The 13,840-nt window shown below is 70.9% G+C and carries 12 protein-coding genes; 4 read left to right on the top strand and 8 right to left on the bottom strand.

Annotated features, from left to right (window positions below; translation table 11 throughout):
* Positions 1-272 precede the first annotated feature (272 nt).
* Positions 273-1,280 carry an alpha/beta hydrolase gene (locus tag ACWPQI_RS10105; protein ID WP_026137714.1) on the top strand — a complete coding sequence of 336 codons (1,008 nt, stop codon included), beginning with the start codon at positions 273-275 and terminating at the stop codon, positions 1,278-1,280.
* A 31-nt stretch (positions 1,281-1,311) separates the two neighbouring features.
* The gene (gene mtr, locus ACWPQI_RS10100; protein WP_010592722.1) at positions 1,312-2,685 is read left to right on the top strand and encodes a mycothione reductase; all 1,374 of its coding nucleotides are present in this window, start codon (positions 1,312-1,314) and stop codon (positions 2,683-2,685) included.
* 58 nt (positions 2,686-2,743) lie between these two features.
* Here the strand turns inward: mtr and ACWPQI_RS10095 are convergent, their stop codons facing one another.
* The 3 genes from ACWPQI_RS10095 to ACWPQI_RS10085 all read right to left on the bottom strand — a co-directional run bounded on the left by ACWPQI_RS10095 (position 2,744) and on the right by ACWPQI_RS10085 (position 5,945).
* On the bottom strand, positions 2,744-3,310 hold the full coding sequence (locus tag ACWPQI_RS10095; RefSeq protein WP_026137713.1) for a hypothetical protein: 567 nt from the start codon (positions 3,308-3,310) through the stop codon (positions 2,744-2,746).
* Positions 3,311-3,358: 48 nt separating this feature from the next.
* Positions 3,359-4,216 carry a type I methionyl aminopeptidase gene (gene map, locus ACWPQI_RS10090; protein WP_010592724.1) on the bottom strand — a complete coding sequence of 286 codons (858 nt, stop codon included), beginning with the start codon at positions 4,214-4,216 and terminating at the stop codon, positions 3,359-3,361.
* 70 nt (positions 4,217-4,286) lie between these two features.
* Positions 4,287-5,945 carry an AMP-binding protein gene (locus tag ACWPQI_RS10085; RefSeq protein WP_474738786.1) on the bottom strand — a complete coding sequence of 553 codons (1,659 nt, stop codon included), beginning with the start codon at positions 5,943-5,945 and terminating at the stop codon, positions 4,287-4,289.
* Positions 5,946-6,051: 106 nt separating this feature from the next.
* On the opposite strand from ACWPQI_RS10085, the gene ACWPQI_RS10080 reads away from it, so the two are divergent.
* Complete coding sequence (locus tag ACWPQI_RS10080) at positions 6,052-6,912, top strand: helix-turn-helix transcriptional regulator (RefSeq protein ID WP_474738785.1); 861 nt, start codon at positions 6,052-6,054, stop codon at positions 6,910-6,912.
* A 40-nt stretch (positions 6,913-6,952) separates the two neighbouring features.
* On the opposite strand, the gene ACWPQI_RS10075 is transcribed toward ACWPQI_RS10080, so the two are convergent.
* From ACWPQI_RS10075 to dxr, 5 genes are all read right to left on the bottom strand, one after another.
* Positions 6,953-8,794, bottom strand: coding sequence for a penicillin-binding transpeptidase domain-containing protein (locus ACWPQI_RS10075; protein WP_010592727.1), 1,842 nt, complete (start codon positions 8,792-8,794; stop codon positions 6,953-6,955).
* Positions 8,795-8,861: 67 nt separating this feature from the next.
* Positions 8,862-9,698 carry a GNAT family N-acetyltransferase gene (locus tag ACWPQI_RS10070; RefSeq protein WP_017680563.1) on the bottom strand — a complete coding sequence of 279 codons (837 nt, stop codon included), beginning with the start codon at positions 9,696-9,698 and terminating at the stop codon, positions 8,862-8,864.
* 84 nt (positions 9,699-9,782) lie between these two features.
* The gene (ispG, locus tag ACWPQI_RS10065) at positions 9,783-10,937 is read right to left on the bottom strand and encodes a flavodoxin-dependent (E)-4-hydroxy-3-methylbut-2-enyl-diphosphate synthase (RefSeq protein WP_010592729.1); all 1,155 of its coding nucleotides are present in this window, start codon (positions 10,935-10,937) and stop codon (positions 9,783-9,785) included.
* Positions 10,938-10,982: 45 nt separating this feature from the next.
* Positions 10,983-12,200 (bottom strand): M50 family metallopeptidase, encoded by a 1,218-nt coding sequence (locus tag ACWPQI_RS10060; RefSeq protein ID WP_010592730.1) that lies wholly within the window; start codon positions 12,198-12,200, stop codon positions 10,983-10,985.
* A 15-nt stretch (positions 12,201-12,215) separates the two neighbouring features.
* Positions 12,216-13,379: a 1-deoxy-D-xylulose-5-phosphate reductoisomerase gene (dxr, locus tag ACWPQI_RS10055; RefSeq protein WP_474738784.1), complete on the bottom strand. Its 1,164-nt coding sequence runs from the start codon at positions 13,377-13,379 to the stop codon at positions 12,216-12,218.
* Between the two features lie 142 nt (positions 13,380-13,521).
* Here dxr and ACWPQI_RS10050 point away from each other — a divergent pair, with 142 nt between their 5' ends.
* Positions 13,522-13,767, top strand: coding sequence for a DUF2631 domain-containing protein (locus ACWPQI_RS10050; protein ID WP_010592732.1), 246 nt, complete (start codon positions 13,522-13,524; stop codon positions 13,765-13,767).
* Positions 13,768-13,840 lie beyond the last annotated feature (73 nt).

Genomic DNA, 13,840 nt, shown 5'->3' with positions numbered 1-13,840 from the left:
ACTACATCGGTCTTGGCCTCTACCACGTTCTCTGACACTGGAGGATCGACTTCCTTGTCTGTTCGCACGCGCCGCTGCGTTCCGCACTGCACCGCGTGAGTGTCCCGTGCACGTCCGTGCTCGTCCGCCGGGTCTCGCTGAACTCACGGATCCCGGCGACGTCGCGGCCGCGCCGACTGCGACGAACAGGTTACCCGCGCGTTGTCCGGCGTTTGTCTTCACCCAATTGTGCCCCCACGACAGGTCCGCGTACCGACCAATACAGTGTGATCGTGACTACTTGGCAGCCCGATATCCTCGGCGACGGATACGAGCAGCTCACGCTGCATCTCGGCCCCGATCCGGACGGCGAGGGCGAGGCCACCGCCACCCTCGTCCGCTACCAGCCGTCCGTCTACCCCGGCGGCGAGTCCGCGCCGGACCGCGCGGTGATCTACGTGCACGGCTTCACCGACTACTTCTTCCAGCAGCACCTCGCCGAGCACTTCGCCGCCCAGGGGTACCGGTTCTTCGCCCTGGACCTGCGCAAGTGCGGGCGCTCGCGGCAACCCGGGCAGACCCCGCACTTCGTCACCGATCTGACCTACTACGACGCCGAACTCGAGGAGGCACTGCGGATCGTCCGCGGTGAGGTCGGCGGCGGGATCCTGCTCGTGGCGCATTCCACGGGCGGGCTGGTCCTGCCGTTGTGGCTCGATCGGATGAACCGCCGACCGGGCGGTACGGGCGGCGCCGGGATCCAGGGCCTGATCCTCAACAGCCCGTGGTTCGACCTGCAGGGACCGTCGATCCTGCGCGGCCTCGGCACCGTCGCGGTCGATGCCGTCGGCCGGGTGCGCAGCCGCGCCGTCATCCCGGGGCAGAGCCTGGACACCTACGGGATGAGTCTGCACAAGGACGCCAACGGCCACTGGGAGTACGACCTGGACTGGAAGCCGCTGGCCGGGTTTCCCGTCACGTTCGGCTGGCTCCGTGCCGTCCGCCGCGGCCACGCGACACTGCACCGCGGCCTCGATGTCGGCGTCCCGTCGCTGATCCTGCGGTCGAAGGACACCCGCTGGGCCCCCGCGTACGACCCCACGGTGGACACCGCCGACGCGGTCCTCGACGTCAAGCAGATCGCCCGGTGGGCCGGATGCCTGGGCGACCGCACGACGATCGTTCCGATCACCGGCGCCCGGCACGATGTGTTCCTCTCCACACCCGACGTGCTCGACGTGGCGTTCCGGGAATTGGATCTGTGGCTGGACTGGTTGGACGGTCACAGCAGATCCCTGTGATCGTCCACGCGAACCTGACAACGGGAGAACAGTGAGTCACTACGACCTGGCCATCATCGGCACCGGCTCCGGAAACTCGATCCTCGACGAGCGATTCGACGGCCGGAAGGTGGCGATCCTCGAGCAGGGCACCTTCGGTGGCACCTGTCTCAACGTCGGCTGCATCCCCACCAAGATGTACGTCTATGCGGCGGAGGTCGCGCAGACCGTGCGCAAGGCCGCGAAGTACGGTGTCGACGCGACGATCGACGGGGTCCGGTGGAGCGACATCGTCGACCGGGTGTTCGGCCGGATCGACCCGATCGCGGCCGGCGGCGACCGCTACCGCACCGAGGACTGCGCGAACGTCACCGTCCACCGCGGGCACGCCCGGTTCGTGGGCGAGCGCACCCTCGACACCGGCACGGGCGAGATCATCACCGCCGACCAGGTCGTCGTCGCAGCGGGCGCGCGTCCGGCGATCCCGCAGGAGGTACTCGACGGCGGGGTCCGCTACTACACCAACGACGACATCATGCGGCTGCCGAAACTGCCGGAATCGCTGGTGATCCTCGGCTCCGGGTTCATCGCGATGGAGTTCGCGCACGTCTTCTCCGCCCTGGGCACCCGGGTGTCGGTGCTCGCCCGCACCGGTCAGTTGCTGCGGCACCTCGACCACGACCTCGCCGAGCACTTCACCGGCCTGGCCACCGACCGGTGGGACGTGCACCTGTCCAACCCCGCGACGGCGTTCCGTCCCGTCGGCGACGGCGTCGAGGTGGAACTGGCCGACGGCACCACCGTCAGCGGCGACGCGCTGCTCGTCGCGGTCGGCCGGACACCCAACGGGGACGCACTCGACGCCGCCGCGGGCGGCATCGCGCTGCACGACGACGGCCGGATCGTCGTCGACGAGTTCCAGCGCACCACCGCGCGCGGGGTCTTCGCGCTCGGCGACGTCTCGTCGCCGCACCAGCTCAAGCACGTCGCCAATCACGAGGCCCGCGTCGTACAGCACAACCTGCTCCACGACGCGTGGGGCGAGGACGTCTCGGTCCTGCGCCGCTCGGACCATCGGTTCGTGCCGTCCGCGGTCTTCACCGACCCGCAGATCGCGACGGTCGGCCTGACCGAGGAACAGGCCCGCGCCCAGGGCTACGACGTCGCGGTGAAGATCCAGTACTACGGCGACGTCGCGTACGGCTGGGCGATGGAGGACACCGAGGGTTTCTGCAAGGTGATCGCCGACCGCACCACGGGCAAGCTGCTCGGCGCGCACATCCTGGGCGCCCAGGCGTCGTCGGTGATCCAGCCGCTGATCCAGGCCATGAGCTTCGGTCTCACCGCCCGGGAGACGGCCACCGGACAGTACTGGATCCACCCGGCCCTGCCGGAACTGGTCGAGAACGCTCTCCTCGGGTTGTGATCGGTGTGTCCTTTGGGCGGCTCCCACCGCCCAAAGGACACACCGGCGGCGAAGCCGCCTACCAGCTGCCGGTGCGCAGGGCGATCGCGCTGGCCAGTTCCGCCGGCGCCTCGGCCGGGATGTTGGCCACTCCGCTCAGTTCGACGACGCGGAACTCCGACAGGACGTACCGCATCGAGGCGTCGGCCTCCGGGCGGCGCGCGGCGCTGCCCACGAGCACGGTGGTGGGCACCTCGGCGGGGGCGGCGTCCGCGTCCCGTACGACGCCCTCGACGTCCGGCACCGCCGGGTGGCCCCGGTCGGCGACCACGAGGCTGGCGAACCGGCCGAACCGGCCCGAGGCGGCCGCCCACGCCAGCTCCGCTCCTGCCCCACTGCCGACGAGGTGCACCCACGGCAACTGCAGGGCGTCGAGCAATGCATGTACGCCCGCGACGTCGAGACCCTCGATGGTCTCCGGTACGAACGTACGCAGATCCGAATGGTGCAGCCGCGCGCACACCGCGTCGTAGACGTCGGCGGATTCCCCGGCGCCGGGCAGCAGCAGCACCGCGTGCCGGCTCTCGGGGCCGTCGATTCGCACGGTGAAGGTGCCGGCCGGGATCGCCACGTCAGTCGGTTCCATGCCGAAGCACGGTACGCGACAAGGCGTTGCGCCCGGCACCCGGCCGCGTCACGGCAGCGTGAGGATATCCGCTCCGCTGTCGGTGACGACGATGGTGTGCTCGAACTGGGCGGTCCACTTGCGGTCCTTGGTGACCACGGTCCAGCCGTCGTCCCAGATCTCGTAGTCCACGGTGCCGAGGTTGATCATCGGCTCGATCGTGAACACCATTCCCGGCTCGAGCACGGTGTCGACGGACGGCTGGTCGTAGTGCAGGATCACCAGCCCGTTGTGGAACGTCTCGCCGATGCCGTGACCGGTGAAGTCACGCACCACCCCGTACCCGAACCGGTTCGCGTACGACTCGATGACCCGGCCGACGACGTTGAGGGCCCGGCCCGGCTTGACCGCCTTGATCGCCCGCATCGTCGCCTCACGGGTCCGTTCGACCAGCAGGCGGTGCTCCTCGGAGACCTCGCCCGCCAGGAACGTGGCATTGGTGTCACCGTGCACTCCCCCGATGTAGGCGGTGACGTCGATGTTGACGATGTCGCCGTCCTCGAGCACCGTCGAATCCGGGATGCCGTGGCAGATCACCTCGTTCAGCGACGTGCAGCACGACTTGGTGAAGCCCTTGTACCCCAGCGTCGAGGGATACGCGCCGTGGTCGCACATGTATTCGTGCGCGATCCGGTCCAGTTCGTCGGTGGTCACGCCCGGCGCGACGGCCTTGCCCGCCTCGGCCAGGGCCTGCGCGGCGATGCGGCCGGCGACCCGCATCTTCTCGATGGTCTCCGGGGTCTGCACCCACGGCTCGTGCCCTTCGTTCGCCGTCGGCTTCCACGCGTACTCCGGTCGCTCGATCCCGTTGGGGACGGCGCGGACGGGTGAGACGGTTCCGGGGACGAGTGCGGTGCGAACAGGCATGGTCACCAGGATAGGCCCCGACCGACGGGGGGCGACGCGGCGCCGGCCGCGCCGCCCCCACGCGGGCGGCTCAGCCCTGACGCAGGATGTAGCGCTGGATCTTGCCGCTGGGCGTCTTCGGCAGCTGCGGCACGAAGTGCACGGTCCGCGGGTAGGCGTGCGCCGCGAACTTGCGCTTGACCAGCTGCTGCAGCTCCACCTCGAGCTCGTCGGTGCCGTCGACGCCGTCGCGCAGCACCACGAACGCTTCGAGCACCTCGCCGCGCAGCTGGTCGGGCATGCCGACGACGGCGGCCTCGACGACGTGCTCGTGCATCACCAGCACGCTCTCGACGTCGAACGGGCCGATCCGGTAGCCCGCCATGATGATCACGTCGTCGTCGCGGGCGGAGAAGTAGAAGAACCCGTCCTCGTCGACCTGTCCGGCGTCGCCGGTGAGGTACCAGCGGCCGTCCTCGGTGAACCGCTGCGCGGTCTTCTCCGGCGCGTCCACGTACCCCGTGAACCACAGCAGGGGGCTGGCGTGGGTGTCGATCGCCACCCGTCCGGGCACGCCGGGGGCGGCGAGGTCGTCGGAGTCGTCCGAGAGCACGGCGCAGGACCACCCGGGCAGGGGCTTACCCATCGATCCGGGCCGCACTTCTTCGCGCAGCCCGTCCGCCCACGCGTTGACGACGAACATGCCGTGCTCGGTCTGGCCGTAGTGGTCGCGCACGATCACGCCGAGGGTCTGCTCGGACCATGCCACGACGTCCGGGGTGAGCGGCTCGCCGGCGGACGAGGCGCGCCGCAGCGAGACCGACTCCGGCACGGGCGCCGAGTCCGCCCGCAGGCTGCGGTAGACGGTGGGCGCGGCCGCGAAGTTGGTGACCCCGAACTTCTCCATCACCTGCCAGGTGAGGGCGGCGGAGAACCCGGCGTGCAGCAGCAGGCTGCGCACACCGGCGGCCAGCGGCGCGAGCAGCGCGTAGTAGAGCCCGTACGCCCAGCCGGGATCGGCGGCGTTCCAGAACACGTCGTCCTCACGCACGTCGAGGCCGAAGTCCAGGTAGGCGTGGAACGACGCGAGCGCCCGCACCGGCACCGGCACACCCTTCGGGGTGCCGGTCGTGCCGGAGGTGAACAGCTGCACGAGCCCGCCGTGCCCACCGACGGCGACCGCGGCGCCGCGCGGATCGTCCGCATCGTGCGAGGCCACCAGGTCGGCGAAGCGGACGCCGATGCCGGCGGTGCCGGCCTCGGCGGGACCGGCGACGACGATCTGCCACGGCGCGTCGGCGGGGATGTCCTCGCCGGGCGCGAGCTTGCCGACCTGGTCCGCGTCGGCGACGACGACCTTCGCCCCGCTGGCCTGCAGCCGGAAGCCGATCGCCGGGGGTGCGAAGGCGGTGAACAACGGCACGTGCACGGCACCGCGACGCCAGATGCCGAGCAGCGCCACCACCAGGTCCGCGGACTTGCCCATCAGGGTGGCGACATGGTCGCCCGGCTCGACGCCGAGATCGGCCAGGGCCGCGGCGAACCGGGAGGACTGCTCACGCAGCTCGCCGAAGGTCAGGTCGGTCGCGGTCAGATCCGCCTCGACCACTGTGAACGCGACGGCGTCCGCGGGATGCCCGTCGCACAGCAGCTGTGCGGCACACGCGTCGGCGGTGTCGTAGCGGTCCAGCAGTTCCCGCACCCGTGCCTCCTGCCCGGAATGCGCACGCGCGGTGGTCTCGGTGGTCATCGAATCCGTCCTCTCGTGAAGCACCCCGGGGTGAACGTCCCGAGGATCGATTCCTTTATGATCCAAGTCACACGTCCGTCCCGATACCCCCGGAAAGGGGTGACCGATGGCGCCGGCCGGCACCTCGCCTCTCCTTCGTCCCCGCGACAGCGACGCCCTGCGCGGGGAGCTTCGCCGTACCGCGGCCGAGGCCCTGATCCCTGTCGTGTTCGCCGGGGAGGTTCGCGACGGGAACCTGCACCTGACCGAGTTCGTCGGCACCCGCACCAACGCTCTCGAGGGGGTCGTGGTCCCGCCCCGGGCCGGTCTGGGCGGCCTCGTGGTGGACCGGGCCCGGCCGGCGACGGTGCCGGACTACGGCCGGTCGTCGTCGATCACCCACCACTTCGATCGGCCGGTCCTCGGCGAGGGGCTGCGCTCGATCCTCGCGGTGCCGGTGATGGTGAGCGGGGCGGCTCGTGCCGTGCTCTACGGCGCGATCCGGGAGTGTTCCCCGCTCGGCGACCGCGCGGTGGGAGCCTTCGTGCAGGCGGCGCGACGGCTCAGCAGCGAGATCGCCGTCCGGGACGAGGTGGACCGGCGGCTGGCGATGCTCGGTTCCCTCGACCGCCCGGTCGAGAGCCCGGTCGCGGCCGCCCAGATCCGGGACGTGCACGCAGAACTGCGCGGTCTCGCCCAGTGCGTCGAGGATGCCGGCCTGCAGCGTAAGCTGCGGGACCTGTCGGACCGGCTGGCCGGGGCGCTCGGCGGCGCGGCACCGCTCCAGAGCGACGTGGTGCTCTCGCCGCGCGAGACCGACGTGCTCGCGCACGTGGCGCTGGGATGCACCAACGCCGAGATCGCCGACCGGCTGTCGGTCGGCCCGGAGACGGTCAAGAGCTACCTGCGCAGCGCGATGGGCAAGCTCGACGCCCACACCCGGCACGAGGCCGTCGTGTCGGCGCGACGCCTGGGGCTGCTGCCCTGACCGGCGGCCGGTGGGCTCTCCCGCGGCGCGCCCGGGCCGGTCAGTAGCCCTCCGGCAGCGCCGCGAACATGTCGCGGGTGACGGCGACGGCGTTGTCGGAGCTGCCGCCGCGCACGACGAGCGTCGCGAAGGCCAGGTCACCGCGATATCCGACGAACCATGCGTGGGAGCCGCCCGCGACCTCGGCCTCACCCGTCTTGCCGTACACCTCGCCCTGGTCGCGAATCCGGTCGGCGGTACCGCTGGTGATCACCAGGCGCATCATGCCGCGCAGGCCGTCGACCATCTCCGGGGTGACCGGCGGCCGGTCGCCGGTGACGACGGTCTCGCGTCCCTGCAGCAGGTAGGGCACGGGTGCGCTGCCGTGCGCGACGGTCGCCGCGGCCAGGGCCATCCCGAACGGGCTGACGACGACCCTGCCCTGACCGAAGCCGTCCTCGGCGCGCTGGACCAGGTCCTCCGCGGGCGGCACCGATCCGGAGAACGTGGGCATGCCCACCACGTCGTACTCGGGTCCGATGCCGAACTGCGCGGCCGCGACGGTGAGGGCGTCGGGCGCCATCTCGGAGGCGAGTTTGGCGAACGAGGTGTTGCACGAGCGCGCGAACGCCGTCGCCATCGGCACGGTGCCGACCGAGAATTCGTTGTAGTTCGGAACACTGCGCTCGCCGATCGTGATCCGGCCCGGGCAGGCCACCATGGTGCCCGGTCCCGCGAGCCCGCTGGAGATGGCGGCACCCGAGGTGATGATCTTGAAGGTGGAGCCGGGCGGGTACTGTCCGGCCAGCGCGACCGGCCCGTCGCGGTCGGCGGCCTTGTTCTGCGCGACGGCGAGGACCGCGCCGGTGGACGCCTCGATCACCACCATCATCGCCTGTTCCGTGCGGGCGTCGACGGCGGCCTGCGCCGCCACCTGGATGGGACGGTCCAGGCTGACGGAGAAGGACGGCGCGGGTTCGGGCGGCGTCTCGGTGAGGACCCCGGTGTCGACACCGTTCTGGTTGACCGCGACGACGCTCCACCCGGCCTTGCCGTCCACCTCGTCGATCACGGTCTTCTTGACCTGGCCGACGAGGTCGGGGGCGAAGGTACGGTCGGTGGCGACGAGATCGGCCTGCTCGGTGATCGTGACCCCGGGCACCGCCGCGAGGGTGTCGGCGACGCGTTCGTAGTCCTCCTCACGCAGCCGCACGACCGAGTAGGCGCCGTCGGCGGCGGTCGCGGTCTCGGCGATCGACTGCGCGGTCAGCGACGGGTCGAACTCGGTCAGCGCCGCCGACAGCGCCCGCGCCGCGGCCCGGACATCGCCCGCCTGCGCCGCATCGAAACCGATTCCGTAGACGATGCCCGGAACGAGCACGTCCGAGCCGGAATGCTCGTTGACGCGGGCACGCGGGGCGGGATTGGTCCGCAGCTGCATCCGCTGCCGGTCCCCGAGCTGGGGATGCAGGTTCGACCGCGTCCAGCGCACCACCCAGTCCTCGCCGCTGCGGCCCATGTTCATCTGCCCGGAGTACCGCCACACGCGCTCGCCGGGCAGGTCCCACTCGTAGACGTAGGTGACGGTCGCGGTGTCCCCGTCGATCCGCACCCCGTCGGTGTCCACCTCGAGACCCTCCGCCTGCAGCCCCGTCCACGTCGCCGCGAGCGCCTCCTCGGCCGAGTCGGGACGATCGGTCAGGGCAGCGGCCGCAGCGAAGTCCCGCTCGGCGAAGTCGGTGAGGAACTCCTGTGCGGCAGGCTCCGGTCCGGCGGGTTTGGGGGTGCATGCCACGACGCCGCCGGCCAATGCGACGGCGGCTGCCAGGATCGGCAGGAGCCGACGCGGTGCCTGGACGAACCGGACGGACGGGACCGGGGCGCAGACGGGTCGAGTTCTCATCGCCGTCATCGTAGGACCGGTGGCACCCGGGATCGGGGAGGCGACACGGCCCGGACGGAGCGGCCCCTCAGTCCAGCAGAACCGTGCAGAAGGTCGCGACCTGCCGGAAGCCGATCCGGGCGTACGCCGCGCGAGCGCGGTGATTGAAGCTGTTGACGTACAGGCTCGGCAGCCGGCCACCGGCGGTGACGGCGGCGGCGACGGCCGCGGTGCCGGTCGAGCCGAGGCCGGCGTCGCGCCTGCCGGGGTCCACCCACACGCCCTGGATCTGCCCCACAGACGAGGACTGGGAGCCGATCTCGGCCTTGAACACCACCCGGCCGTGCTCGAAGCGGGCCCATGCGCGTCCGGTGGCGATCAGGCTCTGCACCCGGCGGCGGTATCCCGCTCCGCCGTCACCCGCGCACGGATCCACACCGACCTCCTCGCGGAACATCGCGATCGCGGCCGGCATGTAGGCGTCGATCTCGTCCGGTCGCACGCGCCGCACCAGCGGGTCGGGGACGACGAGGGGTTCCCGGTCGAGCACCAGCAGCGGTTGCTCGGCCCGCACCTCGCGGGCGGGACCCCATTCCGGCTGCAGGACCTCCCACATCGGCAAGGCGAGTTCGGCACGGCCGACGAGCGACGAGCACAGGCGGGGGCCGCGGGCGGCGCGGTCCGCGAAGGCATGCAGGTCGTCGCGATCGCCGAGCAGCGGGACGAGGTTCGCCCCCGAGAAGCACAGCGACTCGTCGGGTCCGCCCCGGCTCCACATGTCACCGCCGACGGCGCGGGAGTCGAGGCCGTACTCCTCGATCCGGCCGGCCACCATGCACGCCGCCACCGGATCGCGGGCCAGCACCCGCAGCACGTGTGCGGTGTCACGGCCGCCGAGAGACCGGACTCCCAGAAGCTTGAGCACGTCCCACCACCTGTCGACTGCGGATACGCACTCAGACTGCCAGAAGCCGGGGCCGCGCGGGAGTCCTGTGCCCGCCGAACCGGTTCAGCCGACCGAGACCACCGGGTTTCCGGTGCCGGCGTCGCCTTCCATCTCCTCGGCGATGCGCATGGCCTCCTCGATGAGGGTCTCGACGATCTGGGCCTCGGGGACGGTCTTGACGACCTTGCCCTTGACGAAGATCTGGCCCTTGCCGTTGCCGGACGCGACGCCGAGGTCGGCCTCGCGTGCCTCACCGGGGCCGTTGACGACGCAGCCCATGACCGCGACGCGCAGCGGCACCTCCATGCCCTGAAGGCCTGCGGTGACCTCGTCGGCGAGGGTGTAGACGTCGACCTGCGCGCGGCCGCACGACGGGCAGGAGACGATCTCGAGCTTGCGCGGCCGCAGGTTCAGCGACTGCAGGATCTGGGTGCCGACCTTGATCTCCTCGGCGGGCGGCGCCGACAGCGACACCCGGATGGTGTCGCCGATGCCCTCGCTGAGCAGCGCACCGAACGCGACGGCCGACTTGATCGTGCCCTGGAAGGCGGGCCCTGCCTCGGTCACACCCAGATGCAGCGGGTAGTCGCACTGCGCGGCGAGCTGACGGTAGGCCTCGACCATCACGACGGGGTCGTTGTGCTTGACCGAGATCTTGAGGTCGCCGAAGCCGTGCTCCTCGAACAGGCTCGCCTCCCACAGCGCGGACTCGACGAGCGCCTCGGGCGTGGCCTTGCCGTACTTGCTCAGGATGCGCGGATCCAGCGAGCCGGCGTTGACTCCGATACGGATCGGGATGCCCGCGGCGCCGGCGGCTTTGGCGACCTCCTTCACGCGGCCGTCGAACTCCTTGATGTTGCCGGGGTTGACGCGCACGGCGGCGCAGCCGGCGTCGATGGCGGCGAAGATGTAGCGCGGCTGGAAGTGGATGTCCGCGATGACCGGGATCTGGCTCTTCTTCGCGATCGCGGCGAGCGCGTCGGCGTCCTCCTGCCGCGGGCACGCGACCCGGACGATGTCGCAACCGGACGCGGTGAGCTCCGCGATCTGCTGCAACGTCGCGTTGACGTCGTGCGTCTTGGTGGTGCACATCGACTGCACCGACACCGGGTGGTCGCTGCCCACGCCGACGTCGCCGACCATGAGCTGACGGGTCTTGCGCCGGGGCGCGAGGACGGCGGGAACTTCGGGCATGCCCAAACCGACGGGGCTGGTCACGTTTCGCCTTCTTTCGTAGCTACGCGGCAATTCTAGCGGTGTGGGTCAGAACAGCTGGATGGGGTTGACGATGTCCGCGGTGAGTGTCAACAGCATGAACGCGCCGCCGATGAGGACGAACACGTAGGTGACGGGCAGCAGCTTCGTGTAGTCGACCGGGCCGCCGACCGGCAGCCCGCGCAGCCCGCGGATCCAGTTGCGGACCTTCTCGTACACGACGACGGCGATGTGGCCGCCGTCGAGCGGCAGCAGCGGGAGCAGGTTGAACATGCCCAGGAAGAAGTTCAGCTGGGCGAGCAGCAGGACGAACATCTGCCAGATGCCCCGCTCGGCGACCTGCCCACCGATGACGGAGGCACCGACCACGCTGATCGGGGTGTCGGGGTCGCGTTCGCCGCCCGTCACCGACTCCCACAGCGCCCCCACCTTGCTGGGCAGGTCGGCGAGGGCCTGCGCGGTGAGCACGAACATGTCGCCGGTGAATTGCAGCGTGCCGCCCACTGCGGTGAACGCGTTGTATTCGGTGACGGACGGCGGCGCGGCCACCCCGATGGCGCTGACGGTCTCCGAGGTGATCGCGCCCGTCTCGGGATCCTGCACCCAGCGCTGGGCGGACTGGACCGGCACCGGGATCGTCAACGTGCGACCGTCGCGCTCGACGACGAAATCCACCGTGCCGGTCGCGGCGCGGGTGACCTCGACCAGGTCCGCGAATGTCGCGACCTCGGTGCCGCCGACGGAGACGACGACGTCCCCGACTTCGAGGCCGGCGGCAGCGGCCGGACCCGGCCCGCTGCACGGCGCGAGCTCGTAGCCCCCGGATTCACCGGCCTGGGTCGGTGCGACGCACGAGAGCTCCCCGATCTCCGCCGGGGTCTCCCCCAGCCGCGGCAGACCCCACGCCACGGCGAGCCCGAAGATCAGCACCATGCCGAGGAGGAAGTTCATCGCGATGCCGCCGGACATCACCACCACGCGCTTCCATGCCTTCTGCTTGAACATGGCGCGCTCGTGCTCGTCGGGAGCCAGCTCGTCGAGCGCCGTCATGCCCGCGATGTCGCAGAAGCCGCCCGCCGGGATCGCCTTGAGGCCGTACTCGGTCTCACCGCGCCGGAACGAGTACAGCCGCGGCCCGAACCCGATGTAGTAGCGCCGCACCTTCATGCCGAGGCGCTGCGCGGTCCACATGTGCCCGGCCTCGTGCAGGGCGATGGATACGGCGATGCCGAGGGCGAACAGCACGACGCCCAGAACGAACATCATCGGTGGCCGGTCCTCCTACTTCACGAGCGCGCGGGCTCGGTCCCGAGCCCAGCCGTCGGCGGCGAGCACATCTTCCACGGTAGCGGGTGCCGCGGACCAGGCGTCGGCGTCGGCCAGCACCGCCGCCACCGTGCGCACGATCCCGGGGAACGGCAGCGCCCCCGCCAGGAAAGCCTCCGCGGCCACCTCGTTCGCGGCGTTGTACACCGCGGTCAGGCATCCGCCGCCCACCCCGGCGGCCCGGGCGAGTTCGATCGCGGGGTAGACGTCGTGATCCACGGGTTCGAACTCCCACGTCGAGGCGGTCGTGAAGTCGAGGGCCGGCGCCGCGTCCGCGATCCGGTGCGGCCAGCCCAGCGCGAGCGCGATCGGCAGCTTCATCGACGGCGGCGACGCCTGGGCCAGCGTGGACCCGTCGGTGAAGGTGACCATCGAGTGCACGATCGACTGCGGGTGCACGGTGACGTCGATCCGGTCGTAGCCGATGCCGAACAACAGGTGCGTCTCGATCAGTTCCAGGCCCTTGTTCACCAGCGTCGCCGAGTTCAGGGTGTTCATCGGGCCCATCGACCAGGTCGGGTGGGCGCCGGCCTGCTCGGGGGTGACCGACTCGAGCCGTTCGGCCGTCCAGCCGCGGAACGGACCACCCGAGGCGGTCAGCACGAGCCGGGCCACCTCGTCGGGGCTGCCGCCGCGCAGGCACTGGGCCAGCGCCGAGTGCTCCGAGTCCACCGGCACGATCTGCCCCGGGGCCGCGGCGGCGGTGACCAGTGCGCCGCCCGCGACGAGCGACTCCTTGTTGGCCAGCGCCAGGCGTGCGCCCGTCGCCAGTGCGGCCAGGGTCGGCTCCAGCCCGAGGGATCCGACGAGGGCGTTGAGCACCACGTCGGCCTCCACGTCGCGCACCAACCTCGTCACCGCCTCCGGCCCGCTGCGGACCTGCAGGCCCGGGAGGTCGAGGCGCGCGGCGGCCTGTGCGTTCGCGACGGCCACCTCGGTCACGCCGGTGACGCGGATCTGTTCGGCGAGCAGATCGATGTTGCCACCACCGGCGGCGAGACCGACCACCTCGAACCGGTCGGGGTTGGCGGCGATCACCTCGAGTGCCTGGGTGCCGATGGAGCCGGTGCTGCCGAGCAGCAGGACACGGGTGCGGGAGCTGGGTTGCGAGTCGGCCACGCCGACATTGTTCCCGACCGTCCTGAGGGGAGGCTGAATCACCCGCCCGGCGCGCGGGAGCGCGCCCCCACTTCGTACGACGGGCGGTCGTATGTCACGATTGGCCCAACAGCGAAGATCTTTGCGACCAGGAGGACAAGCGGTGGCCGGTACCGAGTTGAAGACCACTGGCGTCGACACGGCCGAGGTGCCGTCGGCGGAGTGGGGCTGGAGTGGCGAGGCGCCCCGCCTGTTCCGTTTCATGGGCTGGCTCATCGCCCTGTTCCTGCTGGCGATGATCATCGGCAACCACAACGGCAACGTCGAGAACTGGTTCCTGATCGGTTTCGCCGCGCTGCTCGTCGCCATCCTGGTGCGCGACATCGTCCAGCGCCGGCGCCGCAGGTAGCCGCACGTCCCCACAGCAACACCGAAGGGTCCGCCCGGTTCGTCCCGGGCGGACCCTTCGCTTGCCGCGAGTC

Source organism: Rhodococcus sp. LMD, from assembly GCF_056108245.1.
Note: the sequence above shows the minus strand (reverse complement) of the source record. Positions and strands in the feature narration are given on the sequence as shown.